This is a genomic window from Pelagibacterium lacus (genome assembly GCF_003345525.1).
Lineage (GTDB): Bacteria > Pseudomonadota > Alphaproteobacteria > Rhizobiales > Devosiaceae > Pelagibacterium > Pelagibacterium lacus.
Map to the genome: position 1 here is coordinate 100,184 of NZ_QQNH01000001.1, position 25,784 is coordinate 125,967.

General features: G+C 67.4%; 24 protein-coding genes and 1 pseudogene. 8 read left to right on the plus strand and 17 right to left on the minus strand.

Translation table 11 applies throughout. From position 1 onward, the window contains the following. From DVH29_RS00480 to DVH29_RS00515, 8 genes and pseudogenes are all read right to left on the minus strand, one after another. The gene (locus DVH29_RS00480) at nucleotides 1–417 is read right to left on the minus strand and encodes an NlpC/P60 family protein (protein ID WP_114644186.1); all 417 of its coding nucleotides are present in this window, start codon (nucleotides 415–417) and stop codon (nucleotides 1–3) included. Beyond that, complete coding sequence (locus DVH29_RS00485) at nucleotides 414–1,292, minus strand: phage/gene transfer agent baseplate hub protein (protein WP_114644187.1); 879 nt, start codon at nucleotides 1,290–1,292, stop codon at nucleotides 414–416. The genes DVH29_RS00480 and DVH29_RS00485 overlap by 4 nt, the downstream gene beginning before the upstream one ends. After that, complete coding sequence (locus DVH29_RS00490) at nucleotides 1,289–1,921, minus strand: DUF2460 domain-containing protein (RefSeq protein WP_199562493.1); 633 nt, start codon at nucleotides 1,919–1,921, stop codon at nucleotides 1,289–1,291. The genes DVH29_RS00485 and DVH29_RS00490 overlap by 4 nt, the downstream gene beginning before the upstream one ends. A 60-nt stretch (nucleotides 1,922–1,981) precedes the next feature. Next, nucleotides 1,982–2,503 carry a phage portal protein gene (locus DVH29_RS00495; protein WP_114644188.1) on the minus strand — a complete coding sequence of 174 codons (522 nt, stop codon included), beginning with the start codon at nucleotides 2,501–2,503 and terminating at the stop codon, nucleotides 1,982–1,984. A gap of 122 nt (nucleotides 2,504–2,625) precedes the next feature. Further along, on the minus strand, nucleotides 2,626–3,060 hold the full coding sequence (locus tag DVH29_RS00500) for a type II toxin-antitoxin system HicB family antitoxin (protein WP_114644189.1): 435 nt from the start codon (nucleotides 3,058–3,060) through the stop codon (nucleotides 2,626–2,628). A gap of 11 nt (nucleotides 3,061–3,071) precedes the next feature. Continuing rightward, nucleotides 3,072–3,326: a type II toxin-antitoxin system HicA family toxin gene (locus tag DVH29_RS00505; protein ID WP_342769857.1), complete on the minus strand. Its 255-nt coding sequence runs from the start codon at nucleotides 3,324–3,326 to the stop codon at nucleotides 3,072–3,074. A gap of 86 nt (nucleotides 3,327–3,412) precedes the next feature. Next, nucleotides 3,413–4,655, minus strand: a pseudogene (locus DVH29_RS00510) (DNA-packaging protein). Nucleotides 4,656–4,689: 34 nt separating this feature from the next. After that, entirely contained in the window at nucleotides 4,690–5,118 is a 429-nt protein-coding gene (locus DVH29_RS00515) for a hypothetical protein (protein WP_114644191.1), read from the minus strand. A gap of 391 nt (nucleotides 5,119–5,509) precedes the next feature. Between DVH29_RS00515 and DVH29_RS00520 the strand changes: the two genes are divergently transcribed. Together DVH29_RS00520 and ilvA are read left to right on the plus strand one after the other, a co-directional pair. After that, complete coding sequence (locus DVH29_RS00520) at nucleotides 5,510–6,499, plus strand: M23 family metallopeptidase (RefSeq protein ID WP_114644192.1); 990 nt, start codon at nucleotides 5,510–5,512, stop codon at nucleotides 6,497–6,499. A gap of 83 nt (nucleotides 6,500–6,582) precedes the next feature. Beyond that, complete coding sequence (gene ilvA, locus DVH29_RS00525; protein ID WP_114644193.1) at nucleotides 6,583–8,097, plus strand: threonine ammonia-lyase, biosynthetic; 1,515 nt, start codon at nucleotides 6,583–6,585, stop codon at nucleotides 8,095–8,097. 153 nt (nucleotides 8,098–8,250) lie between these two features. On the opposite strand, the gene DVH29_RS00530 is transcribed toward ilvA, so the two are convergent. The 3 genes from DVH29_RS00530 to DVH29_RS00540 all read right to left on the minus strand — a co-directional run bounded on the left by DVH29_RS00530 (nucleotide 8,251) and on the right by DVH29_RS00540 (nucleotide 9,861). Beyond that, nucleotides 8,251–8,871, minus strand: a complete 621-nt coding sequence (locus DVH29_RS00530) for an SCO family protein (protein ID WP_114644194.1) — start codon at nucleotides 8,869–8,871, stop codon at nucleotides 8,251–8,253. 10 nt (nucleotides 8,872–8,881) lie between these two features. Continuing rightward, on the minus strand, nucleotides 8,882–9,421 hold the full coding sequence (locus DVH29_RS00535) for a copper chaperone PCu(A)C (protein WP_114644195.1): 540 nt from the start codon (nucleotides 9,419–9,421) through the stop codon (nucleotides 8,882–8,884). Between the two features lie 83 nt (nucleotides 9,422–9,504). Further along, nucleotides 9,505–9,861: a hypothetical protein gene (locus tag DVH29_RS00540; protein ID WP_114644196.1), complete on the minus strand. Its 357-nt coding sequence runs from the start codon at nucleotides 9,859–9,861 to the stop codon at nucleotides 9,505–9,507. 119 nt (nucleotides 9,862–9,980) lie between these two features. Here DVH29_RS00540 and DVH29_RS00545 point away from each other — a divergent pair, with 119 nt between their 5' ends. Further along, a complete protein-coding gene (locus DVH29_RS00545; protein WP_114644197.1) occupies nucleotides 9,981–10,496 on the plus strand; it encodes a DUF1697 domain-containing protein in 516 nt (171 codons plus the stop codon). Here DVH29_RS00545 and DVH29_RS00550 read toward each other — a convergent pair. Further along, on the minus strand, nucleotides 10,493–11,137 hold the full coding sequence (locus DVH29_RS00550; RefSeq protein WP_114644388.1) for an FMN-binding negative transcriptional regulator: 645 nt from the start codon (nucleotides 11,135–11,137) through the stop codon (nucleotides 10,493–10,495). The two genes, DVH29_RS00545 and DVH29_RS00550, sit on opposite strands and share 4 nt — an antisense overlap. Before the next feature lie 76 nt (nucleotides 11,138–11,213). On the opposite strand from DVH29_RS00550, the gene DVH29_RS00555 reads away from it, so the two are divergent. After that, the gene (locus tag DVH29_RS00555) at nucleotides 11,214–11,537 is read left to right on the plus strand and encodes a GatB/YqeY domain-containing protein (RefSeq protein ID WP_114644198.1); all 324 of its coding nucleotides are present in this window, start codon (nucleotides 11,214–11,216) and stop codon (nucleotides 11,535–11,537) included. Nucleotides 11,538–11,948: 411 nt separating this feature from the next. On the opposite strand, the gene DVH29_RS00560 is transcribed toward DVH29_RS00555, so the two are convergent. Next, entirely contained in the window at nucleotides 11,949–12,590 is a 642-nt protein-coding gene (locus DVH29_RS00560; protein WP_114644199.1) for a type VI secretion system-associated protein TagO, read from the minus strand. A gap of 167 nt (nucleotides 12,591–12,757) precedes the next feature. Here DVH29_RS00560 and DVH29_RS00565 point away from each other — a divergent pair, with 167 nt between their 5' ends. After that, nucleotides 12,758–15,661: an insulinase family protein gene (locus DVH29_RS00565; RefSeq protein WP_114644200.1), complete on the plus strand. Its 2,904-nt coding sequence runs from the start codon at nucleotides 12,758–12,760 to the stop codon at nucleotides 15,659–15,661. Here the strand turns inward: DVH29_RS00565 and DVH29_RS00570 are convergent, their stop codons facing one another. Continuing rightward, on the minus strand, nucleotides 15,662–17,281 hold the full coding sequence (locus DVH29_RS00570) for an alpha-amylase family protein (protein WP_114644201.1): 1,620 nt from the start codon (nucleotides 17,279–17,281) through the stop codon (nucleotides 15,662–15,664). Between the two features lie 234 nt (nucleotides 17,282–17,515). On the opposite strand from DVH29_RS00570, the gene ilvD reads away from it, so the two are divergent. The 3 genes from ilvD (at nucleotide 17,516) to DVH29_RS00585 (ending at nucleotide 22,470) form a co-directional block, all read left to right on the plus strand. Beyond that, on the plus strand, nucleotides 17,516–19,360 hold the full coding sequence (gene ilvD / locus DVH29_RS00575) for a dihydroxy-acid dehydratase (protein WP_114644202.1): 1,845 nt from the start codon (nucleotides 17,516–17,518) through the stop codon (nucleotides 19,358–19,360). Between the two features lie 48 nt (nucleotides 19,361–19,408). Continuing rightward, complete coding sequence (locus DVH29_RS00580) at nucleotides 19,409–20,359, plus strand: DMT family transporter (RefSeq protein WP_114644203.1); 951 nt, start codon at nucleotides 19,409–19,411, stop codon at nucleotides 20,357–20,359. A gap of 296 nt (nucleotides 20,360–20,655) precedes the next feature. After that, nucleotides 20,656–22,470, plus strand: coding sequence for an ABC transporter ATP-binding protein (locus tag DVH29_RS00585; RefSeq protein ID WP_114644204.1), 1,815 nt, complete (start codon nucleotides 20,656–20,658; stop codon nucleotides 22,468–22,470). Between the two features lie 2 nt (nucleotides 22,471–22,472). On the opposite strand, the gene trhA is transcribed toward DVH29_RS00585, so the two are convergent. From trhA to DVH29_RS00600, 3 genes are all read right to left on the minus strand, one after another. After that, nucleotides 22,473–23,147: a PAQR family membrane homeostasis protein TrhA gene (trhA, locus tag DVH29_RS00590; RefSeq protein WP_114644389.1), complete on the minus strand. Its 675-nt coding sequence runs from the start codon at nucleotides 23,145–23,147 to the stop codon at nucleotides 22,473–22,475. Nucleotides 23,148–23,232: 85 nt separating this feature from the next. After that, entirely contained in the window at nucleotides 23,233–24,276 is a 1,044-nt protein-coding gene (locus DVH29_RS00595) for a GGDEF domain-containing protein (RefSeq protein ID WP_158541506.1), read from the minus strand. Between the two features lie 85 nt (nucleotides 24,277–24,361). Continuing rightward, entirely contained in the window at nucleotides 24,362–25,582 is a 1,221-nt protein-coding gene (locus DVH29_RS00600; RefSeq protein ID WP_114644206.1) for a lytic murein transglycosylase, read from the minus strand. Between the last annotated feature and the right edge of the window lie 202 nt (nucleotides 25,583–25,784).

A 25,784-nucleotide genomic window follows, 5' to 3' on the forward strand; every position in this document is an offset into this window, starting at 1 on the left:
TCAAGGAAACCGGTAGACGCCGGCGATCCGTTGCGCCCAGCTCTCGCCCAGCGCCATTTCCACCACGCCCAGATGCTCCTGCGCGTGGATGAAGCGATCCTTCGTCACCATGATGGCGCAATGGCGGGGCGGATGGTGCCGCATCAGCCGCAACAGGATCACGTCCCCCGCCTGCGGCTCCGGTCCCGCCGCGACCAGATGGCGCCGCGCCGCCGCTTCCAGCGCCGCCCCACCGGTCCCATGGCGCCAGTCGGCGGCATAGGGCGGGATCACCGCCACCTCGCGCCCATAAAGTTCCCGCCACACCCCGCGCAAAAGCCCCAGGCAATCGGCCCCGGCCCCCAGCGCCGCCGCCTGATGCCTATAGGGGGTGCCGATCCAGCGCCGGGCTTCGCGCACGATCCGTTCCGGGTTCACCGCACCACCCTCCCCCCGTCCAGCCGGTCGCCGGACTGGGGATAGCGCAGCACGAAATCATTGCCCGGAATGTGCGGAAAGCCCTGGAAATTGACGCCATTGCCGAATTTTCGGCGGCAGGTGGAGAACTGCTTGTCGCAACCGGCAAGGACAGTCAGCGTATCGCCCGCCTTCACCCAGTCGCCCACCGGCCGCGCCAGCGTGAGCACCGGCCCCGCCTGCCCGAGAATGGCGTCGCGCAGCCCGGCCCGCCGCCCGCCGGTCCAGTGCACCATGCCATGGACGGACCAGCCGGGCGGATGCGCGTCGAGCCCGCTCACCTCCACCGCCGATGGCCCCATGACCGCCACGACGCTCGCGGCGAGCCGATGGGCCGCGCCCTCCATATCGACCCCGCAGCGCCCGTCCCCCAGCCGCGCATCGCACAGATGCTGGTAGAGCCGCCCCTGCGGCACGTTCATGGCATGCTGGCCCGAGCGCAATTCGGCCCGAAAGATGCCGTCCTCGCGGGTGATCTCGCCCAGCGTATCGACCCGGATGCGGGCCCGCTCGTCGACCTGGCGCCAATTGACCCGCCAGCTCTCGATCCGCGCCCCGTCATAGCGGCCCTGGACGATATCGTCCTCGGCGATCGCCTCGGAGCTGATTACCCCCAGCACCTCGCTGGTCTGGGTCTGCGCGCCCAGCTTGTCCGCCGTCTCCCCGCCCTCCAGCCCATGGGCCGGCGCGAAGACCCGGCCGTCAAAGGTGAGCGGGCGGTCGTGATCGGTGAAGCCCAGCGCCACCCCATCGCGGCGTTCCAGCCACCAGCACCAGGCGAGCGTCGTCGCCCCGCCGGCGACATGGGCGGCAAAGCCCGGATCGAACTGTTTCATTCCCCGATCACCTCGATAAGCGGAATATTGGGCACCACCGCCGCGTCGAACCCGGCCAGCTCGATCTCGAGCCGGTCGGTGTCGAACCGCACCGGCACGTCGAAGGCAAAGCCGGCCCGCACTACCGCGCCCTCGGCCGGAGCCACCGCGAAGCTCACAAGGCCGGTCAGCCCGTCCACGGTGAAGGCCGCGCCGGGCTGCACCATGCCCCCTACGGAGATCGTCACCGTCGCGGCCAGCGGCTTGGTGATCGGACGCAGATAGGGGTCGAACCCGGCGCCATAGCGCTTGGTCAATTGAAACTGCTTCTGCGCGCCGTCGCCCGTCCCGATCTGCTGGTCGGTGGCCATGGGCGCGCCGCCATCGCCGCGCGATGTCCAGTCCAGCCCGTCCCGCCACAGAAAGCCGTGGAACCGGCCCCGCCGCTCCTCGAAGAATTCGAGCACCTTCTGCATGTCGGCGCGCGATTTGATGCCATAGCCGGCATTGTAGCGGCGGCGCGCATGCGCCCAGCGCTGGTTGCGCTCCTCGCGCCCCGAGGCCAGTTGCACGATATCGGTCAGCCTTTGCGGTCCGCCCTGGGCGCCCAGCGCGATATCGAGCGGAAACCGCACCTGATGGAAGCCCATCGTCAGCTCCCCCGCTGAGGGGGCGCTGACTCTCAACAAGCACCCTCGCTCCCAACCCGCTCAGCGCCCCCTCATCCGCCCCTCCGGGGCACCTTCTCCCACCAGGGGAGAAGGAAAGCTCGCCGCCTGCCCCCCGGACTCCCTTCTCCCCTCGTGGGAGAAGGTGGATCGCGAAGCGAGACGGATGAGGGGGCGCTGAGCTGGCCCGGCACACCATGGCCGCAGCCCCTCGAGATAGGCATTGCCGGCCAGGAGCAAATAGCTCACCAGGCTTTCGATCAGCGCGATGCCGTCCTGGCGCCGGTTGGGGCGCCGCAACAGGCTTAGCAGCGGATGATCGCTCAGCACCGCATCGCCATCGCGCACCTCCAGCGGCACGCGGGCCGCGTTTTCGGCCAGCATGCGCACGCAGCGATAGACCACCGGGTTGCGCGCGAACCCCTCATTGGCCAGCGTCGCGAACCCCTTCCTTGTGCCGCCGCCCAGCCCGAGCGGCGAGAACCTGAACAGCGTCTGCGTCGTGGCCTTGGTTTCCGGCACGCGCGCCGAACCACCCCGCAGGCGGTCGAGCCAGCTTGGCATGTCAATCTTCCTTTGTGGGAGAATGTGAGGAACCGCCGCAGCCATCCCATCCTGACTGCATCCTACCCCACCACCGTGACGCGGGGATAAGAAATGAAAAAAACCCGCCGGGGCGGGTTGTTTCAGGCTGTGTGCGGAAAGGGCACGTCGAATCGCAAGGGCTCGCCAAGCGCCTTGAAGGCGTCCTCGAGGGAATCGAGGCGCGAATTGTGATCGAGGCGGAACAGCCGGTCGACATGCTCGCGTTTGCGATCCAGGGCGCGCATGAGATCGGCGCGGGTCCAACCCTTGGCGCGCAAAATCATATGAAGCGCCGATTTCAGGACCACCAGCGCCGGGATTTCGATGAACCAGCCGCTCCCTGCCCGGTCCGCCATGGGCGCCGGAACGTCTTCGTTTCGGGCAATGCGCGCCGCGATGGCTTCCTCGATGGCCGCCCGCGCGTGGCCATAGGCATCGTCCCGAGTCTGGCCAAATGTCGCCATTTCCGGAAATGCCGGAGCCGTCACCAGCCAGGTGTCGTTGTCATCGGCCTTGAGGACAATCTCATACCACATGCTCTGTCTCGCTATTTCAGGCCCAGATCCTTCTTGATCTTGTTGACCAATCCGGTTCCGAGCTCCTTGTTTCCGCCATGCATCGGCAATTGGGATTTGAGGCCATTGCGGATGACGGTCAAATGGCCGCTGCCGCCGCGATGCGTCTCAAACTCGCAGCCCTGCCTGGCCAGCCAGCGCTTCAGTTCGCTCGCATTCATGGCGCCACAGTATTCCACACTTATGTGGAAGTCAACACAAGTGTGGACATAGAGCGTTTTCAGCAAAAGTGGACACCACTTTTGCGGTTCGGAAACGCGGCAAACCAAAGACATAGAGCTTCCGTTCTGATTCAATCAGAACGGGAAATGCTCTACATCCGCACCCGGGGCACCGGGCCGTCGCGCAGCAGCAATTCGGTCACCGCCCAGACCAATGCGTCGAGGCGGTCGGGGGAATGGCCGTCGGCCAGCCCGTCCGGCCCGAAGGCGCAGAGTTCGTCCTCCAGCGCGGCGAACATGCCGCAATGGTGCACGCGCTTTTGCGCATAGAGCGCCGCGACCGGTTCGACGCGCACCCATTTGCCGCGATTGGCGCGGGCTTCGAGCACCGGCACGCTGGCATCGACCTGGCGGATCACCGCCTTGACCAAATCGCCGCCCTGATTGACCTCGGCCACCAGCGTGTCGGCGGAAAATTCGTGGAAGGCGGTGATCGCCACCCGGGCCCAGCCGGTCGGACTCACCCCCTGGACGGTGCGGTCGGCGAGGATTACCGCATCCTCCCCGTGCCGCCCCGCCACCACGATGCCGCAGGCGTCCGAGGTCTTGCGCCCGGTCACCGGCGGATCGACCGCCACCACCACGCGCGAGAGCGGAGGGTGTTCGGCGATCCGGCCAGCCTCGATATGCCCGCGGCTCCACAGGGCGCCGGGCATATCCTCGACCATCTCGCCCTCCAGCTCCTGCCGGCCGAGCACGGTTTGGGCATAGCGCGCCACCACCGCCTCGAGGAAGGCCGGGGCCAGATTGTCCTTGTTGGCCCTGGTGGTCATCCGCGTCACCACGGTGTGCGGATCGGCGAGGATGCGCTTTAAAAGCCGGGTGGGGCGCGGGGTGGTGGTGACCATCTGGCGCGGCCGCGCGCCGAGGCGCAGGCCGAATTGCAGCATGTCCCAGGCCGCTTCCGCATGGGGCCATTTGCCCAGTTCGTCGCACCAGGCGGCCGCGAATTGCGGTCCCCGGAAGCGTTCGGGGTCGCTGGCCGGCATCAGCCAGGCCTCCGCCCCATTGGGCCACACCACCACGCCGCGCCCGCGATCCAGCCGGGGCCGCTCGACCACCGGATGCACCGAGATGATCCCCGACACCCCCTCGACCATGATGGCGCGCGCCTCGGCCATGGTTTCGCCCACCAGCGCGATGGGGCTCACCGGGCGCGTGCCGGAGACCAGCCCGCGCACCCATTCGGCGCCGGCCCGCGTCTTGCCCGCCCAGCATCAGCCATGTGGTCCAGTCGCCTTCGGGCGGGCGCTGCATGGCGTGGCCCCAGAGGCCCCACGCCACCTTGAAATCCTCCAGCTCGGACGCGGTGAGGCTGGCGACCCGCGCCAGCATGGCCGCGCGGCGCGCCCCGGTGAGCGCCGGAAGCCTAGCCCTCGACATCGAGCTCGGAAATCCTCTGGCTCAGCCGCTCGCGGATGGCTTCGAGCTCGGGATCGGTCTTGACGCGTTTGCGCGCCACCTTGTTCTCGGCCTCCGACAGCGCCGTGATGCGGTCGAGGGCCTTGGTCATAGATTCGAGCATGCGGATTTCGCTGGTGTTCATGGGGTCCTCGATGAGCTTGCGTTCCAATTGCGTGATCTGGGCTTCGATCAGCCCCACCATGCGGGCGAGGATGTTGCGCCGGCGCATGCGGCCGGTTCCGGGCCGGCGCAAGATCCAGTCCTCCCGGACCCGCTGCCGGTTGAGCTGGTCCCTGCTGATCCCGTGCGCGCGGGCCACCTCGGCCACCGAACGGCCGCCCGCCTCGTAATCGGCCCGCACCGCCGCCCAGTCCGGCTCCTCTGGCTCGCTCACCGCCGCTATTCCTCGCTGTTGCAGAAAAACGGGGAGGCCGGCCCCTTGGCGCCAGTCTCCCATCTTGCCGCAACCCTAACCCGGCCCCGTGACGCGGGGACAAGTTTCCCCCGGCAAGCTCAGCGCCCCCCTCATCCGACCGCTTCGCGGCCACCTTCTCCCACCAGGGGAGAAGGAAAGATCGGCGCTGGCCACAGGGACTCCCTTCTCCCCTGGTGGGAGACTTCGAGCCGTCCTTTGGCCAATCGTGCCAGTGGCACGATTGGAGGCGAGAAGGCCCCGAAGGGGCGGATGAGGGGGGCGCCGAGCCGGCGATAAATCCCCCCGATCAAATTTCGTCCACAACCCGCCCCTATGCTCCCCTCTCCCCGCGCCATTCCGGAGCCTTGCCATGACCCGTTCGCTTCTCACCCTCGCCGCGCTGGTTGCCGCCGCGCCTGCCCTCGCGCAGTCCGATACCGACGCCGTGCTCGACATGGGCCGCGAGCGCACCGCGGCCTTTTACGCCGGCGAGACCGACGCCATCTGGGCCGATATGTCCGCCGACATGCAGGCCGCCATCGGCTCCCCGGACGGGCTGGGCGGCTTCCGCGACACGGTAATGGACGATCTGGGCACCGAAACCGCCATTCTCGACGAGACCGTCACCCACGCCCCCAGCGCCGAGGTCTATACCCGCATCGGCCAATGGTCGGGCTCGGACACCCCCATCGTCGTCGAATGGGGGTTCGGGCCCGAGGGCGCCATTGTCGGCTTTTCCATCCAGCCCCAGGCCAAACCCGCCGATTCGGCCTATCTCGACTACGCGACCCAGGCCGATCTGCGCCTGCCCTTCGATGGGCAATGGTATGTGTTCTGGGGCGGGCGCGACATCGCCGACAACTACCACGCCGTCGATCCGGCCCAGCGCTTCGCCGCCGATTTTGTCGTCCACGAAGATGGCCAGTCCTATTCCGGCGACCCGCAGCGTCTCGACAGCTATCACTGCTGGGACCGCGAAATCCTCGCTCCCGCCGATGCCGAGGTGGTCGGCGCCGTCGATGCTTTCCCCGACCTCGCCATCGGGGACTCCGACCCGGCCCATCCGGCCGGCAATCACGTGATCCTCGCCACCGGCGAGAACGAATATATCTTCCTCGCCCATCTGCAGCAGGGCTCGATCACCGTCGCGGAAGGCGACAGGGTTGCCCAGGGCGACGTCCTGGGCCTGTGCGGCAATTCGGGCAACACCTCGGAACCCCATCTGCATCTGCACATGCAGACCACCCCCGATCTCACGGCGGGAGAAGGCCTGCCGGCCCAGTTCCAGAACTACACCGCCGATGGCGAGGCGGTCGAACGCGGCGAGCCGCTGCGCGGGGAGATCGTCGCGCCGCAATAGGGGACGGAGCCTCGATTGGCTGTGGTATCGGGCTGCAAAAGTGCTATCCCTTGGCCCGATCCCACCCCTCAGTCATTGGTCCCATGCACGATCTCATCCGCGCCACCCTCTCCTCCTCGGTCTATGACGTCGCCGTCGAAACCCCGCTCGAAGCCATGGGTCCGCTGGGGGAACGGCTCGGCCGCCCGGTGTTTCTCAAGCGCGAGGACCTGCAGCCGGTCTTTTCCTTCAAGCTGCGCGGGGCCTATAACAAGCTCGCCTCCCTTTCCGAGGCCGAGCGGGCCAAGGGGGTGATCTGCGCCTCGGCCGGCAATCACGCCCAGGGTCTGGCCTTTTCCGCCACGCGGCTGGGGGTGCGTTCGGTCATCGTCATGCCCACCACCACCCCCTCGATCAAGGTCGAGGCGGTGAAGCGCCTCGGGGGCGAAGTGGTCATTTCCGGCGATACCTTCGACGATGCGCGCCTGCATGCCATCGCGCTGGGTGAGGCCGAGGACCTTACCTTCGTCCATCCCTATGACGACCATCAGGTGATCGCCGGTCAGGGCACCATCGGGGTGGAGATCCTGCGCCAGCATGGCGGCCCCATCTCGGCCATCTACCTGCCGATCGGCGGCGGCGGTCTGGCCGCCGGGGTGGCGGCCTATGTCAAGTTCCTGCGCCCCGGCATCAGGGTGATCGGCGTCGAGCCCGAGGAGGCCGCCTCGATGACCGCCGCGTTCGCCGCCGGCTACCCGGTGCCGCTCAACGAAGTGGGCATCTTCGCCGATGGCGTCGCGGTGCGGCAGGCGGGCGACGAGACCTTCGCCATCCTCAAGGATACGCTCGACGAGATCATCACCGTTTCGACCGACGAGATCTGCGCCGCCATCAAGGATATTTTCGAGCACACCCGCGCCATCGCCGAGCCGGCCGGCGCCGTCTCGCTGGCCGGGCTGCGCAAGCACGCCCCCTCCCTTGCCGAGCGGGGCGCAGCCATCGCCATCTGCTCGGGGGCCAATATCAATTTCGATCGGCTGCGTCATGTGGCCGAGCGGGCCGAGCTGGGCGAGCGCGCCGAGGCGGTGCTCGGGGTCACCATTCCCGAAAAGCCCGGCGCCTATCGCGCCTTTATCGGCCTTCTCGGGCCGCGCGCCATCACCGAGTTCAACTACCGCATCGCGCCGGGCGCCAATGCGCAGATCTTTGTGGGCATCGGCTTGAAGCGCGGCGAGGCGGAAAAAGCCGAACTGGTCGAAACCCTCGAACGCCACGGCCATCGCGTCCTCGACCTTTCCGACAACGAGGTGGCCAAGCTCCATATCCGCTACATGGTGGGCGGGCGGGTCGAGGGCCTGGAAAACGAACTGCTCTACCGCTTCGAATTCCCCGAGCGCCCCGGCGCGCTGCTGCGCTTTCTCGAGGGGCTGGCGCCGGACTGGAACATTTCCCTGTTCCACTACCGCAATCACGGCTCGGACTATGGCCGGGTTCTGGCCGGCATCCAGGTCCCTCCCTCCGAACGCCCGGCCTTCGAGGCCTATCTCGACACCCTCGGCTACGCCCATTGGGACGAAACCGCCAACCCCGCCTACGCCATGTTCCTCGCCCCAAGGTGAGGGTGTGGGTGGGCTCGTGGAGGGGAAACGATCGGCACCCAAATCTCCGCCGCATTTTCCCTCCCCTTGAGGGGGAGGGATTAAGGGTGGGGTGAGGCCAGGGGAACACCCGCCGGCTTCATCGCCCCACGCCAGCTCAGCTCCCCCCTGCCCTCACCCCTCCCCGATCAGCCGCCGCAGCTTGGCCACGGCGGTGTCGGAATTTTCCCCATAGGCGATGGTGCCGAAGAAGCGGCCCTCGGCGTCGGTGAGAAATACCGAAGCCGTGTGGTTCATGGTATAGCCGCCGCCATCGAGCGGCGCCTTTTCGGCCAGGACGCCCCAGGCCGCGACGGCCTTCTCGACCTCCGCGGGCTCCCCGGTCAGCCCGGTCACCCCATCGACCCAGCCGACATAATCGGCCAGCACTTCGGGGGTGTCGCGCTCGGGGTCGACGCTGACGAAGAAGGCCTGCACCGCCTCGGCATCAGGGCCCAGTTCGGCGAACCAGTGCCCGATATCGGCCAGGGTGGTCGGGCACACGTCAGGGCAATGGGTGAAGCCGAAAAAGGTCAGCGAGGGCCGGCCGAGAAAAATCTCGTCCCCCACCGTCTCCCCCGTGCCGGCGGCGACCAGCCGGTAATCGCCGGCCCCGAACTGGCCGTCCTGGGAATATTGGGCATAGCTCTGCCCCGCCGGCTGCGGGGCGGCCATGCCCTGATACCAGATCCAGGCGGCGCCGGCCGCCGCCACGGCGACCAGCGTCCACAATATGGTGCGAATGGTTTTGAGCATCGTGGCGTCCTCAGTGTCCGTGGTGGTCGGAATGGCCGTCCATGCCGGAGGCCCCGAAGGATTGCACCGACAGGGCGATCTCGACGCTGCCGGCGGTTTCGAACGTCAGCGTTACCGGCACGGTGCCGCCCTCGACGAAGGGTTCGCTGATGCGCATGAACATCAGATGCAGCCCGCCCGGCGCGAGGGTCACGCTTTCCCCGGCCGGAATGATGATCCCGTCCGCGAGTTCGCGCATTTCCATCACGTCGTTGACCACCGCCATTTCATGGATCTGCACATCGGGCGAGAAGGGCGAGGCGGCCGCAATCAGGCGGTCGGCGGTGTCGCCCGTATTGGTGATGGTCAGGAACCCGCCCCCCACCGGGGCATTGGGCAGGGTGGCGCGGGTGAAGGCCCCGCTCAACTCCAAGGCGCCCAGCACCACCGCATCGTCGCAGTGGTCGCCATGGGCGTGTTCGTCGTGGGCATGCTCGTGCCCCTCATGCGCGAGGGCCGGCGCGGCGGCGAGAAGGGAAAGGGCAACCAGCCCCGAAAGCAGTTTCGTCATATCGATCTCCAGCGAGAAAATAACCTGAATGGAAAACGCCGCATGCCCGGAGGTCCGGAACCTTGCATGCGGCAGGAAAACAATCAGGCGAGCGCCGGAGGGGCGCGGGGAGGACTGGAGAGATAGCCGAACTGGTCGGCCACCGCCGTATCGGCGACAGTGAACACCGCTGCGACCACCTCATGACGGGCCGGCTCGGCGATGGAGGGGGCGGGCGGCAGGTCGATATCGCCGGAGCGGCAGGCATGGCAGGGCACATGGCCGCCGCCATCCCCGTCCGGCGCGCCGCCGCAATAGGAGAGATCGGCCAGCTGGAAGCTGAAGGCGTCGCCATCCGCCTGGGGCACCTCGATCGGCTGGTGCGCGAACGACAGGAAGATCAGCGCCAGCACGGCCAGCGCCTTGATCACTTCCCCCGCGATGTCGCGCCACATCTTCATCCGGTCCGCCAGGAGGCTGTCGCACTGGCCGTCTTCTATACCATCGCGGCAAAAGACCAATGCGACATATTTCGTGATCGGTTCCCCTTCTATAGGCTTGCAGCAACCCGGAGGGACCGATGCCGACTACCTATGCCGTCCTGCTGCGCGCCGTCAATGTCGGGGGCACCGGCAAGCTGCCCATGGCCACCCTGCGCGCCCTGTGCGAAGCGGCGGGCTTTGCCGATGTGCGCACCTATATCGCCAGCGGCAATGTGGTGCTGCGCAGCGACCGGCCCGAGGCCGAGATCAAGGCCGCCATCGAACAGCGCCTCGCCGATCACGCGGGCAAGCCGGTGGGGGTTGTGGTCCGCTCGGCCGGGGAGATGGCCGCCATCCTCGCCGCCAATCCCTTCCCCGACGCAAAGCCCAGCCACACCGTGGCGATCTTTCTTGATGCGGCGCCGGACCCCGCCGCGCTCGATGCGGTGCGCCACCGCGACGACGAGATCATCGCCCTGGGCCGGCGCGAGATCTACGTCACCTATCCGGGCGGCCAGGGGCACTCGAAACTGGTTATCCCCGCCGCCGCGCAAGGCACGGCGCGCAACATGAACACCATCGCCAAGCTCGTGGAGATGGCCGGCGCCGATTAGGCCTTCTCGCCATCGGGCCGGGCGGCGAGCCGGGCCTCCATCTCGCCGGCCAGCACCGTCTTGCCGCTGGCGCGCAACCCGGCGATGGCGCCCTTGTAGTCGCGTGCGTCGCGGTTCTGGCTGAGCTTGGATTTGGCCAGCAGCCGGTGCACGCCGATGCGCAGGGCGACGATATGGGCCAGTTCCGCATCGAGATAATCGCGCGGCGCGTCGGCCATCCGCCAGGCGTCGGCGCCGTTGAGCCGGCGCTCCTTGTCGCGGGTCAGCATGCCGACCGCGGCGCGCTTGGCGCGCTCGTCATGCTGGAAGGCGATGGTGCCATAGGCGTGCACCGCCTGATAGTTCCAGGTCGGCACATGGCGATGATGCTCGGGCTTGGAGGGGTAGAAATTGGGCGAGACATAGCCGTCCTCGCCCCGGAAGATCACCAGCACCTCCTGGCCCTCCACCATCACCTTATGCATGGCGTTAGCGAGCGCAACATGGCCGATCAGCACGCCATCGCTATCGGCGAGGAGCGGGATGTGGTTGGCGATCAGCCCCTCGCCGGTCTGGGCGACGATGGTGGCCAGCGGCGCCATCTCCATGATGGCCCGGATCCGATCGGGGGCGATCTCCTCGAATTGCGGCGGGATATACATCTTCGTCTCCATCGCGAACGCGCTATAGTGGAGACTAGCAGGATGACCGTCCCCCGATCAAAAGGAGATCGCCGCCATGCCCGAATCGCCCGCCGAGGCGCTCAAGACCCGGCTGCGCACCGACCTCAAGGCGGCCATGGCCGGCAAGGACCGCTCCGAGGCCGCCCTGTTGCGCACGCTGATCGCCGCCATCGACAATGCCGAGGCGCCCGCCCTCGACGGGACCGCCGCCACCGCCGAGATCGCCCGGCTCGACCTCGACCCGGCCCGGCTGCGCGCCATCATCGCCGGCGAGATCGCCGAGCGCGAACAGGCCGCGCACGCTCTCGACAGCGTCGGGCAGGCGCCCCGCGCCGCGGAACTGCGCCAGCAAGCCACCCTGGCCCGCCGCTATCTGTGAGGTTTTTCCGCACGGTCGGCGCCCCTGGCCCCACCCCACCCCGCCCTCCCCGTCAAGGGGAGGGTGATTCCGGGACTTGGGGAGGGTTGGTGGCAATTTCAGCGTCGCACCGCCCAACTTCCCTCCCCCTTGCGGGGAGGGATCGAGGGTGGGGGTGGGCCAAGGGAACAGACGCCGGCGTTGTCCGCCGGGCGGGCTCAGCGCCCCCCTCATCCGTCTCGCCCTGCGGGCGATCCACCTTCTCCCACGGGGGGAGAAGGAAAGCTCGGCGCTGCCACAGGGTCCCCTTCTCCCCTGGTGGGAGACTTCGAGCCGTCCTTTGGCCAATCGTGCCAGTGGCACGATTGGAGGCGAGAAGGCCGCGAAGCGGTCGGATGAGGGGGGCGCTGAGTCAGCCAAACGCTCCACCCCCTACCACCCGCACGCCTCGCGCACGGGGCCGAGCGCCGCGGCCATGCCTTCCATGAGAAAGCTCACCGTCACCGAGCGCTGCGATTGCGGGGTGGCGCGCACATAGAGGCGGTCGGTCTCCAACAACTGGTCGATCACCGGCCGGGCCTCGCCGGTGTCGAAAAAGCCGATGGCCTGCCGGTCCGGTGAGATCGCCACCGACTGGCTGCGCGGCGGCTGGCGGTCATATTGCAGCGTCAGCGGGGCGCTGTTGGAGGTCGGGGTGCCCATGGCCGAGCCGGCAAAGCCGAATTGCAGCACGGTTTCCCCGTCGACGCAGAGCAGGGTCAGCCGCGCCGGGGCCCGGCCGCCCTGCAGGGAGGGGATGAGCTGTTCCGATTGCAGCGTCGCAAAGGGCAGTTCGGTGCCCTCGATCTGGCTGATCTCCACCCCGCTGGTCCACAGGCCATGCGCCTCGCCCTCTGCGCCCCCGCCGGTGAACACCCCGGAGCGGAAGATGGAATCATAGCATTGCAGCCGCTCGGTGGCTGGCCCGATGGCGGCGCAGCGCTCGGCGCTGGGCGCCTGGGCCATCGCCGCCGGTCCCATCGGGCCGAAAAGCCCTCCCAGCACGGCCAAGCCCGCCAGCCACCTGTTCGCCATCCGCTGTCCTTCCCCGTATCGGTATCGGCCCCAATGTGGCCACCCGCGACGGGCAAGTCCATAGAGTTTCACGAGATTGTTCGTCCCACAGCGCGCGGCGCGCCCTTGGCAAGCCCGATCGCCCTTCCTAAATTCATGCGACCCATCCCGCCCAAGAGGACCCCTCCATGCCGCATCACCCCGCCTATGACCTCATCGCCGAGGAAACCCTTCCCGAGGTCAACGCGCTGGTGCGCCACTACCGGCACAAAAAGACCGGGGCCGAGCTGCTCTCGCTGATCAATGACGACGAGAACAAGGTGTTCGGCATCTCCTTTGCCACGCCCCCCGCCGATTCCACCGGCCTGCCGCACATCCTCGAGCATTCGGTCCTCTGCGGCTCGGAAAAATTCCCGGTGAAGAAGCCCTTCGTCGAAATGCTCAAGGGCTCGCTGCACACTTTCCTCAACGCCATGACCTTCCCCGACAAGACGGTCTATCCGGTGGCCAGCACCAACACCGCCGATTTCTACAATCTCACCGAAGTCTATCTCGACGCCGTCTTCTTCCCTCTTCTGACGCGCGAAACCTTCGAGCAGGAGGGCTGGCACCACGAGATCGAGAACGCCGGCGACGAGATGATCTACAAGGGCGTGGTGTTCAACGAGATGAAGGGGGCCTCCTCCTCCCCCGACCAGATGAACTATGTCCACGCGCTGCAATCGCTGTTTCCCGATGCGGTCTACGCCAATTATTCCGGCGGCGATCCCCGCGTCATGCCCCAATTGACCTATGAGACCTTCAAGGCCTTCCACGCCGCCTATTACCATCCGAGCAACGCGCAGGTGATCTTTTACGGCGACGACGACCCGCAACGGCGCCTCGACCTGCTCGACGGCGTGCTGTCGCGCTTCGAGCGCGGCGAGAAGGCCCCTTCCATCGCCCCGCAGCCGCGTTTCGACGCCCCGCGCCGGGTGGAGGCCACCTACCCGGCCGATGGCGAAAACCCCCGCGCCGCCTTCGTCTCGCTCAACTGGATGCTGGACGCCACCGGCTCGGTCGAGGCGCAGTTGATCCGCACCGTGATGCGCCGGGCGCTGGTGGGCAATTCCGCCGCGCCGCTGCACAAGGCGCTGATCGAATCCGGGCTCGGGGAATCGGTCACCCAGGCCTTCCAGGATCTGGCCCAGCCGGTCACCTCCATCGGCCTGCGCAATGCCGATCCGGCAACGGCCGACGCCATCGAGGCGCTGATCCTCGACACCCTTGCCGATCTCGCCGAAAACGGCATCGACGACGCCACCATCGAAGCCACCCTCAATTCCCTCGAATTCGAGCTGCGCGAGAAGAACACCGGCGGCTATCCGCGCGGCATCGTCTATCTCTTCGGCGCGCTCAATGAATGGCTCTATGGCCGCGATCCCATCGAGGGGCTGAAATTCGAGGCGGCGCTGGCCAGCCTCAAGGCCCGCATCGCGTCAGGGGAACGGGTCATCGAGGCGGCGATCCGCGACTGCCTCCTCGACAACACCCACCGCACCACCCTCGTCCTGCGCCCCGATCCCGCGCAGGCCGAGCGCGAGGCGGACGCCGAACGGGCCCGGCTCGACGCGGCCCGCGCCGCCATGAGCGATGCCGACATCGCCGCCGCCATCGAGACCACCAGAAAGCTCAAGGCGCTGCAGAACGCCGCCGACCGCCCCGAGGATCTGGCGAAAATCCCCACCCTCACCGTGGCCGACCTGCCGCGCGAGGGGGCAAGCATCCCTACCGAGGAGACCGAAACGAGCGGGGTGCGCACCCTGGTGCATGACCTTGCCACCAATGGCATCGTCTATCTCGATCTCGGCTTCGATCTCAAGACGCTGGACCGCGAGCTGGTGCCCTATCTGCCGCTGTTTTCCCGCGCCCTGAAACAGACCGGCACGGCGACCGGCGATTTCGTCGCCCTTTCCCAGCGCATCGGGCGCTCCACGGGCGGCATCTCGATCTCGCGGCTCAACGGCGCGGTGCGCGACAGCGACGAGGCCACCGCCTGGCTGCTGGTGCGGGCCAAGGCCACCGCCGACAAGACGGGGGAAATGCTCGACATCGTCCACGACATCCTCAGCAGCGCCCGGCTCGACAATCGCGACCGCATCCGGCAGCTCGTCGCCGAGGACAAGGCGCGCGCCGAGGCCTCGCTGGTCCCGGCCGGGCATCAATACGTGTTCTCGCGCCTGCGCGCCGCGCTGCACGAATCGGACTGGTTGCAGGAAGAGACCGGCGGCATCAGCCAGCTCTTCTTCCTGCGCGCCCTCGCCGAGAAGATCGAAACCGACTGGCCTTCGGTCGCGACGAGCCTCGAAGCCATCCGCACCCGTCTCATCAACGCCAGCGCCGCCATCGCCAACGTCACCATCGAGGGCGCCAACTGGCCAGGCTTCGAGGCCGAGCTTAAGGATTTCCTCGCCCGCCTGCCGCGCCGTGACTTCGTCCGCGCCGACTGGTCGCCCCTGCCCCATGCGGCCAATGAGGGGCTGACCATTCCCGCCCAGGTCAATTACGTGGCCAAGGGCGCCAGCCTCGCCGCGCTGGGGCACCAGCCCTCGGGCGCCCTTTCGGTGGTCACCAAATATCTCGGCACCTCCTATCTGTGGGACAAGGTACGGGTCGAGGGCGGGGCCTATGGCGGCTTCGCCAGCTTCAACCCCTTGGCCGGCACCTATGCCTTCGGCTCCTATCGCGACCCCAATCTGGTCGCGACCCTCGATGTCTACGACGCCGCCCCGACCTTCCTGCGCAAGGGGGTGTCGCGCACCGATATCGAGCGCTCGATCATCGGCACCATCGGCGATCTCGATCCCTATCTGTTGCCCGACGCCAAGGGCTATACCGCCCTCATGCGCATCCTGTCCGGGGTCACCGACGCTTATCGCCAGCAGCGCCGCGAGGAGGTTCTGGCCACCAGCGAGGCGGAATTTTCCACCGCCGCCGACCTCCTCGAAGAGGTGGCGCGGGCCGGGCATGTGGTCGCCATGGGCTCGGACAAGGCCATCGCCGCCGCCAATCGCGAGCGCAACGGTTTCATGACCGTCTCGAAGGTTCTTTAGCTACCCAGCGGCGATCCAGCGCAGGCCATAGGGTTCGAGCTCCATGGCCAGCCTGCCCTCGGCAAGATCGAACCGGCCCTCGCCCAGCACCACGTCCGGATGGCCGTAGCGTGCCGTGTCGAGGGCCAGGTCGATCGCCGCCGTCTTGCCCGAGAGGTTGTGGATCATCATGATCCCGCTCTGGGAGGCGCCGAAGCGATGGGCCAGCACCGCGTCGTGCCCGGTGTCGAAGAATTCCAGCCGCTCGGCCCCGATTTCGGGGAAGCGCAGCCGCAGGGCCGAGAGCTTCCTGATGTGGTTGAGGAGGGATTTTTCATCCTTTTCCGCCGCCCGGGCGTTCACCGCCCTGTAGCCGAAAGCGCCGCCCGCCACCGGCTTGAGCGGCAGCTTGCTTATCGGAGCCTCGGAGAATCCGCCATTGCGCCCGGCGGTCCATTGCATGGGGAGCCGCACGGATTCGCGCTCGGGCAGGTCGAGATCGTCGCCCATGCCCAGTTCCTCGCCATAGGTGATCACCGGGCAGCCGGGCATGGAGAACAGCAGCGAATAGGCCATTTTCAGCCGGTCGCGGTCGCCGCCCAGCATGGGCGCCAGCCGCCGCCTGATGCCCCGGTCATAGATGCGCATGGTCTCCTCGGGGGCGAAGGCATCAAGCACATCGGCCATTTCCCCGGCCTCCAGCCGTTCGAGATCGGCCTCGTCGTGATTGCGCAGGAAATTGGCCCATTGCCCGTTGGCGGGGGGCTGCGGCAGGGCGCTCAGCGCGTGGTGCACCGGCCGCCCGTCCTCACGCGCCAAGGCCAGCAGCAGGTAGTTGTCGAGGTAGAAATTGAACATCATGTTGAGCTGTTCGCCGTCGAAATAGGAGGCCAGCTCGCCCGGCTCCTCGTCCACCTCGCCCATCAGCACCGTATCGGGCTTGCGCCCGGTGGTGTGGGCATAGATGTGGCGCAGGGTGGCGTGGGTCTCGTCCACCTCCTTGTGCCGGTCGAGGGGGCGCTCGATCAGATGCGAGGCGGCATCGATGCGGAAGCCGGAAATCCCGAAGCTGCACCAGAAGTCGATGATGCGCTCGATCTCGTCGCGCACCGCCGGGTTCTGGTGGTTGAGGCCGGGCTGGAAGTGGTAGAAGCGGTGGTGGTAATAGGCTCCGGCGATTTCGCAATGGGTCCACACCGCCTTCTCGGCGCCGGGAAACATCGGCCCGCGCCCCGGCGGGGTCGGGGGCGGATGGTCGGCCCAGATATAATAGTCGCGGAACGGCGATTGCTCGTCATGGCGCGCCGAGCGGAACCAGGGATGCGCGTCGGAAGTGTGCTGCACCACGAGGTCGGTGATCACCCGCATGCCCAGCTCCCCCGCCGCGCGGATGGTCGCGATCAGGTCGTCAAAGCTCCCCAAGCTGGGGTCGACCGAGAAATAATCGGTGACGTCATAGCCATTGTCGCGATGGGTCGAGGGGTAGAAGGGCTGCAACCAGATGCAGGTCACGCCGAGATCGCACAGATAGGGCAGCTTTTGCCGCAGCCCCGGGAAATCCCCGATCCCGTCGCCATTGCCGTCATGGAACCGGCCCACATCCACCGCATAGAACACCGCGTCCTTCCACCAATGCGCCATCGTCTCCGCCTTTCGCCGCCGCGCTGGCGGGCGCCCGCCGCCCCCCGCGCCGGACCAACGGCAGGGGCGCGCCATCGTTCCCACACGCAGGTGTGAGCGAGCGTACCGTACGTTACGGTACGGTTATGCTTTACACCGGGCCCGCCGCGCGCTAGACATCAGGGAACGCGCGCCGCGCCGGAGGTCCGGGACAGCGGCGGCCCCTCACATTTCATCAGCCAAGCAGGTGATCTCATGCCCGCCTATCGTTCCCGTACAACCACCCATGGCCGCAACATGGCCGGCGCGCGTGGTCTCTGGCGCGCCACGGGCATGAAGGACGGCGATTTCGGCAAGCCCATCATCGCCGTGGTCAATTCCTTCACCCAGTTCGTGCCCGGCCACGTGCATCTGAAAGATCTCGGCCAGATGGTGGCGCGCGAGATCGAGCGCGCCGGCGGCGTCGCCAAGGAATTCAACACCATCGCGGTCGATGACGGCATCGCCATGGGCCATGACGGCATGCTCTATTCTCTGCCCAGCCGCGAGATGATCGCCGACAGCGTCGAATACATGGTCAACGCCCATTGCGCCGACGCCATGGTCTGCATCTCCAATTGCGACAAGATCACCCCGGGCATGCTCAACGCCGCCATGCGGCTCAACATCCCCGTGGTCTTCGTCTCGGGCGGGCCCATGGAAGCGGGCAAGATCGTCGAGGGCGACAAGCTGCAGGCGCTCGACCTCATCGACGCCATGGTGGTCGCCGCCGACGACAGCTACACCGACGCCCAGGTCGCCGCCATCGAGGAAGCCGCCTGCCCCACTTGCGGCTCGTGCTCGGGCATGTTCACGGCCAATTCCATGAACTGCCTCACCGAGGCACTCGGCCTGTCGCTGCCCGGCAACGGCTCGACGCTGGCCACCCATGCCGACCGCAAGCGCCTGTTCCTCGAAGCCGGCCACCTGATCGTCGATCTGGCCCGCCGCTATTACGAGCAGGACGACGAGAGCGTGCTGCCGCGCTCCATCGTCACCAAACAGGCCTTCGAGAACGCCATGGCGCTCGACATCGCCATGGGCGGCTCGACCAATACCGTGCTGCACATCCTCGCCGCCGCCTATGAAGGCGAGGTCGATTTCACCATGGACGATATCGACCAGCTTTCCCGCAAGGTTCCGGTCCTGTGCAAGGTCGCCCCGGCCAAGCAGGACGTGCACATGGAAGACGTGCACCGGGCCGGCGGCATCATGTCGATCCTCGGCCAGCTCGACCGCGCCAACCTGTTGCATCGCGACCTGCCCACCGTCCACAGCGCCACTCTGGGCGACGCGCTGGACCGCTGGGACATTTCCCGCACCAATTCGGAAAGCGTGCGCCAGTTCTACATGGCGGCGCCCGGCGGGGTGCGCACCACCGAGGCCTTCTCGACCCAGAACCGCTGGGCCGAGCTCGACCTCGACCGCAAAGAGGGGGTCATCCGCTCGGCCGAGCACGCCTTCTCCAAGGATGGCGGGCTGGCGGTGCTCAAGGGCAATATCGCGCTCGACGGCTGCGTGGTCAAAACCGCCGGCGTCGACGATTCCATCCTCAAATTCGCCGGCAAGGCCGTGGTCTATGAGAGCCAGGATGCCGCCGTCTCGGGCATCCTCACCGGCAAGGTCAAGGAAGGCGACGTGGTGGTCATCCGCTATGAGGGCCCCAAGGGCGGCCCCGGCATGCAGGAAATGCTCTACCCGACCAGCTATCTCAAGTCCAAGGGGCTGGGGGCGGCCTGCGCGCTCTTGACCGACGGGCGCTTTTCGGGCGGCACCTCGGGCCTCTCGATCGGCCACGTCTCCCCCGAGGCCGCCGATGGCGGCGCCATCGGGCTGGTGGAGCCGGGCGACCGCATCGAGATCGACATCCCCAACCGCAGCATCAATCTCATGGTGACCGATGCGGAGCTGGCCCGCCGCCGCGCCGCCATGGACGCCAAGGGGGCCGATGCCTGGAAGCCGGTGGAAACGCGCAAGCGCAAGGTGACCACCGCGCTGAAGGCCTATGCCGCCTTCGCGTCGAGCGCGGATCGCGGAGCGGTGCGAATCCTGCCAGAATAGCGGCTTTGCTCCGGCCCTCCCGGCCGGAGCCCTTCGCGGGTTTGCTCCATGTCCAGCCTCGTCACCGGGCATCAGGATCGGCGGCTCTATGCCATCGGGCTGGCGCTCGTCACCTACGCCTTCTTCACCGTGTGCGACACCAGCGCCAAGTGGATGGCCGTTTCCGGCATGCCGCCCCTGCAGGTGGCGTTCGGGCGCTATGCCGTCCAGTTCGCCTTCATCCTGGGCATGGTGCTGCCCAAGGCGGGGCTGTCGAGCTTCAGGACCAGGCGCCCGGTGCTGCAAGTGATCCGCGCGCTGGGGCTGTTGGGCATGACGGCGTTCAACTTCCTCGCCGTGGTCTATCTGCCGCTGACCATGACCTCGGCCATCCTGTTCTGCATGCCGCTGATGATCACCGCGCTATCGGTGCCCTTTCTGGGCGAGCATGTGGGCTGGCGGCGCTGGCTGGCCATTCTGGTCGGCTTTGCCGGCATCCTGATCGTCATCCAGCCCTGGGGAGCCGATTTCCACTGGGCGGTGTTTCTGTCGCTGGGGTCCGCCGCCTCGGGCGCCATGTATTACATCTTCACCCGCAAGCTGACCGCCACCGAGACGACGCTGAGCCTGCAACTCTATACCGGGCTGGTGGGCACGGTGTGCCTTGCGCCCTTCGCCGTCGCCGTCTGGATGTGGCCGGAGGGGCTGCTGAGCTGGATCGTCTTCCTCGCGGTCGGGCTGTCGGCCATGACCGGGCACGGCATCTCGATCATCGCCCACCGCTACGCCCCCGCCTCGGTGCTCGCCCCCTTCGCCTATAGCCAGATCGTCTGGATGACCATTTCGGGCTGGCTGGTATTCAGCGAATTGCCCACCGTGTGGCTGTTCATCGGCGGCCCCATCGTCATCGGCTCGGGGCTTTATATCTGGCTGCGCGAACGCACCCTCGCCAGGGCCAGTGTCAGCCCCATCTCCCCGGCCGAGGCCGAACAGCGCACCGATGTAGCTCCCGCCCCCTGATCTTTTTTGCCGCCTGGGGCCTTGGCGCGGCAAAAAGCCTCCTCTATAAAGGCGCTCCCGTTTCGACGCGAGCCAGAGGAGGCGTTGCATTGACCATTGTTCCCGCGCCTGCCCAGGCCCCGCTGCTGTCCTAGCCTGATAGCCAGCGCATACGCGGTTCTCTCCTGATCAAGAACCGCTCCCTGCCCTTTTTCGCATTCGGCCCGCCTTCGGCGCATATCCATGCCCGGTCGCGGCCCTTGGTTTTCCTCCGTTTCAAGGACCGGCCACGCCCATCGGGGCGGCCGGCGACAGACATGGCCCGCAAGACAATCGATTTCCGCGGATCGACCTACCGATCGGTCCTCGGCTACACCATCAGGCACTGGAAGCGCCAACCCGGGCGCATCGGCACCATTGTCGGGCTGATGATGCTCGCCACCCTCGCCGATGTGGCCACCCCCTATTTCGCCGGGCAACTGGTGGAGGCCATCGCCTCGGGCACGCCGGGCGAGGCGACCGCGCTGTCCGGCGCGCTGGCCGCCTTCGCCACCCTGGTGGTCCTGGGCGCCATCGCCGTGGGCCTGCGCTTTTTCACCTTCCGCACCCTCAACAAGCTGACCCTCGCCATGATGAGCGACGTGGTCAACGAGACCTTCCATCGGGTGCAGCGCTTTTCCACCGACTGGCACGCCAACACCTTCGCCGGCTCCACCGTGCGCAAGATCACACGCGGCATGTGGTCGCTCGACCTGCTCAACGACACCATCCTCGTCGCCCTCTTCCCCTCCATCGTCATGCTGGCGGGGACCACGGCGCTGCTCGCCGCCTTCTGGCCGGTCATGGGGCTGGTGGTGGGGCTGGGCTCGCTCCTGTTCATCGCCGGCACCATCGCCATAACCCTCTTTTACGTCTCCCCGGCCGCCTCGCTCTCCAATGCCTGGGACACCAAGGTCGGCGGGGCGCTCTCGGACGCCATCGGCTGCAATGCGGTGGTCAAGGGGTTCGGGGCCGAACATCGCGAGGAACAGCGCCTCGGGCGGGTGGTCGGCAAGTGGCAGAAGCGCACCCTGCGCACCTGGAACCGCTACAATCTCAACGGCATCAGCCAGGACGGCGCCCTATTGCTGCTGCGCGCCGCCATTCTGGGCACCGGCATCCTGCTCTGGCTGGGCGGGGTCGCCAATGCCGGCGACATCGCCTTCGTCCTCACCTCCTTCTTCGTCCTTCAGGGCTATCTGCAGGACGTGGGCATGCATTTCCGCAATCTCCAGCGCTCGGTCAACGAGATGGAGGAACTGGTCGAGCTCGACAGGGCTCCGTTCGGGGTCGCCGACCGCGCCGGGGCCACCCCGATCGCCATCAGCGATGGCCGCATCCGCTTTGCGGACGTCACCTTCCGCTATGGCGGCCACGCCACCCCGCTCTACGAGGATTTTTCCGTCGATATCGCCAGCGGCGAGCGCATCGGGCTGGTGGGGCATTCGGGCTCGGGCAAGACCACTTTCGTCAAGCTGATCCAGCGCCTGCACGATGTCACCGGCGGAAAGATCCTCATCGACGGGCAGGACATCGCCGACCATACCCAGACCAGCCTGCGGGCCCAGATCGCCATCGTGCAGCAGGAGCCGATCCTCTTTCACCGCACCCTGGCCGACAACATCGCCTATGCCCGCCCCGACGCTTCGCGCGCCGAAGTGATCGCGGCGGCCCGCATGGCCAATGCCCATGATTTCATCGAGACGCTGCCCAAGGGCTACGAGACCCTGGTCGGCGAGCGCGGCATCAAGCTCTCGGGCGGCGAGCGCCAGCGCGTGGCCATCGCCCGCGCCTTCCTCGCCGATGCGCCGGTGCTGATCCTCGACGAGGCCACGTCGAGCCTCGATTCCGAGAGCGAGCTCTTGATCCAGCAGGCCATCGAGCGGCTGATGACCGGGCGCACCACGCTGGTCATCGCCCATCGGCTGTCCACCGTGCGCGCGCTCGACCGCATCCTCGTCTTCGACAAGGGAAAGATCGTCGAGGAAGGCGACCACATCGCCCTCATCCGGCGCGAGGGCGGCATCTATCGCCGGCTGTTCGAAAAGCAGGCGCTCGAACTCACCAAGGGCTTGGTGGCGCAGGAGGTCTGAGCCTACCCGAGCACGGTATTGAAGATGGCGACGAGGTGCAGCACCGCGCCGACCAGCACGCAGCCGTGCCAGAGGACGTTCTGGAAGGCCAGCTTCTCCCACAGGAGGAAGATCACCCCGGCCGAATAGGCGATGCCCCCGGCGACGATCAGGCCGACCACCGTCGCCGGCAGCGCCGCGGCCAGCGCCTGGAAGGCCAGCACCCCGCTCCAGCCGATGGCGAGGTAGAAGGGGATGGCCATGCGCCCGAAATGCTGCGGTACCAGGAGTTTCAGCGCCACCCCGACAATGGCCGTGCTCCAGACGAAGATCAGCAGCCGGTCGGCGATCGGCACGTCGCCCAGCGCCATGAGCAGCGGGGTATAGGAGCCGGCGATGAAGAGGAAGATCGCCGCTTGGTCGATCCGCGCCAGCCACGCCTTGAGCGCCCCGGCCGGGCAGAGGTTGAAGGCCATGGACGCGGCGAGCAGCATGACGAAGGACCCCACATAGATGCCCACCGCCGCGATGTCGCCGCGTTCGGCATGCAGCGCCGCCAGCGTGATCAGCACCGTCCCCGCGACGATCGCCACCGCCAGCCCCACCCCGTGCACCACGCCATCGGCGATCAGCTCGGCCAGCGTGAAGGGCCGCCGCTGCCGCAAGGCGTGGGCCATCGGGTGTTCCCTGTCGCGCATGAGCAACCGCCTCCTTTCAGGCGTTGGTGCTCACCTTACAACGCGCCATACGGCAAAACGATGAAGCCGGGGGGCGGGAAAATCCTCAATGCATCCGGTCGGGGCGCGGCAGGCCCTCGCCGCTGCGGCCCGGGGCTTCGGGGTCGTCGCCGGGGGCGGCGAAGCTGACGCAATTGCGCCCGGCCTGTTTCGAGCCGTAAAGCGCGATATCGGCGCGGGCGAACCAGTCGACCGCCGATTTGATCTGCGCGTTGAGCGGCGCGATGCCGAAGCTCGCGGTCACCGACAGCACCCCATCGGGGCTGCGGAAGCGCAGCCGGGCGATGTCCTCGCGCAGCCGCTCGGCGCATTGGCTGGCTTCATAGGCCAGCGTCTCGGGCAGCAGCAGGCCGAATTCCTCGCCCCCGATGCGCCCAAAACTGTCGCTGGCCCGCAGCGTCTCCATCGAGCGGTTGGCGATGGCCTTGAGGATCTGGTCCGCCGTCTGCAGGCCGATGCTGCGGTTGAGCTCGCGGAAGCCGTCGAGGTCGAGGAACACCAGCGCCGCCGGACGGTCATAGCGCCGGGCGCGGTCATATTCGCGCTCCACCTCCGCCTGGAAGCGCCGCCGGGTCAGCGCCCCGGTCAGGCCGTCGAAGCTCTCGGGCAGGCGTGCCGCCAGATGGGTCATCGCCAGTTGCGCCAGATCGGCGGCGATGGCCATGTCGCCGTCGCCGAAGGCGCGCGGCGCGGTGTCGAAGGCCTCGATAGCCCCCAGCACATAGCCGTCCGGGGTGACCAGCGGCACCGCGAGCCAGGCCCGGATTCCCGCCGCGCCGGCCACCATGGCCCGCGTCGCGAGGCGCGGGTCGCCGGTGCAGTCGGCGATGGCCAGCGGCCCGGGTCCGGCGAGGAGTTGGGCGGCGAGGCTGTCCGCGTGCCCCACCGGCACCCCTTCGAGCCCGCGCGTGGCGAGGAACACCTGCTGCGTCCGGTCGAGCATCGAGAGTGCGGCCATGGGCACGCCGAGCGCCGTGGCAAGGATCTGCACCATGCGCGCCAGCCCCGCATCGCCCGCCGCGCCAGGCAGGCCATGGCGGTGGAGCGCCGCCAAGCGGCCTTCCTCATCGGTGAAGGTGTCCACGATCATGGCCGATTGTCCCTGATGTTCCAGTGCCTTGGCCGCCATCCTAGCGGCAATCGCGCCGCTCCGGGCTTTTCACCCGGGCCCGTGGTTAACGGAGCCTCGCCAGCAGCGCGCTGGAGGGGTAGCCATCGGCCAATAGGCCATTGGCGCGCTGGAAGGCGATGATCCCGGCCCGCGTCTTGGAGCCGATGATGCCGTCCGGCGTCCCCACATCATAGCCGCGCGCCAGCAGCAGGCGCTGGATCTCGGTGCGGTCGTTGCGCGACAGCCCCACCTCATTGGCCGGGAAGGGATGGACGAAGCCCCCCGTCCCCAGGATGCGGTCGGCCAGATGCCCCACGGCCAGCGCGTAATTGTTGGAATTGTTGTAGCGCTTGATGACGCTGAAATTGGGCAGCAGCAGGAAGACCGGCCCGTTGCCCCCGGCCGGCATGAAGATTTCCGCCTGATCGGTGGGGCGCGGGAAGCTGCGTCCGCCGGTGCGGGTCACGCCCATGGCGGCCCATTGCGCCAGGCTCTGCTTGCCGATGTCCCAGGCGCGGCCATAATCGAAATTGGCCGGCAGCTGCACCTCATAGCCCCAGGTTTCCCCGGCCCGCCAGCCATGCTCGCGCAGGTAGTTGGCCGTCGAGGCCAGCGCGTCGGGGATCGAGGTCCAGATATTGCGCCGCCCGTCGCCGTTGAAGTCGACCGCATAGGCGACGAAACTGGTGGGCATGAACTGGGTGTGCCCCATGGCCCCGGCCCAGGAGCCGACCATCTCGTTGGGGGTGATGTGCCCTGCGGTGAGGATCTGCAGCGCGGTCAGCAATTCGTTCTTGAAAAAATCGCGGCGATAATCGCCATAGGTGAGGGTGGCCAGCGCGTGGATCACGTTGTTGCCGCCCATATAGGAGCCGAAATTGGTCTCCATGCCCCAGATGGCCAGCACCACTTCGGCCTGCACGCCCCAGCGCTGCTCGATGGCGTTGAGGGTCTGGCTCCATTCCCCGCGCATGGAGCGGCCGGTGGTGATGCGGGCCGACGAGACCGCGCTGGCCAGGTACTGGCCGGTGGTCTTGGTCACTTCGGGCTGGCTGCGGGTGAGGTCCATCACCCGCTGGCTGGGGGTGAAATTGGCGAAGGCCTGTTCGAAGATGGCCCGCGACACCCCGCGCGCCTGCGCCTCGGGCCAGAGGTCGGCGACGAAGCTCTGGGGGCTGGCATAGGCGGGCAGCGTGGTGGCGACCGCCATGGTCGCGGCGACCGTCAGGGCGGAAACGAATTTCAGGGCCCGTCTTAGGGGCGCTTGGGGGGCCAATTTACGCATGGCGAGTTGTCCTCGTTACGCAATCGCCAGCCGATCCTCGCCCATCATTGTGGCATAACCCGGTTCCCTGCCCCCAAAACGGCAACCGGACGGGATCTCTGGCACTACTCGATCCCCCCATAATGCCCCCTTCTCTTTAAGAGCCCGTTAAGCACGTTCGCGCCGGGGAGGCGGGATGTTCAAGTCTGCGTGAGGACGCCCC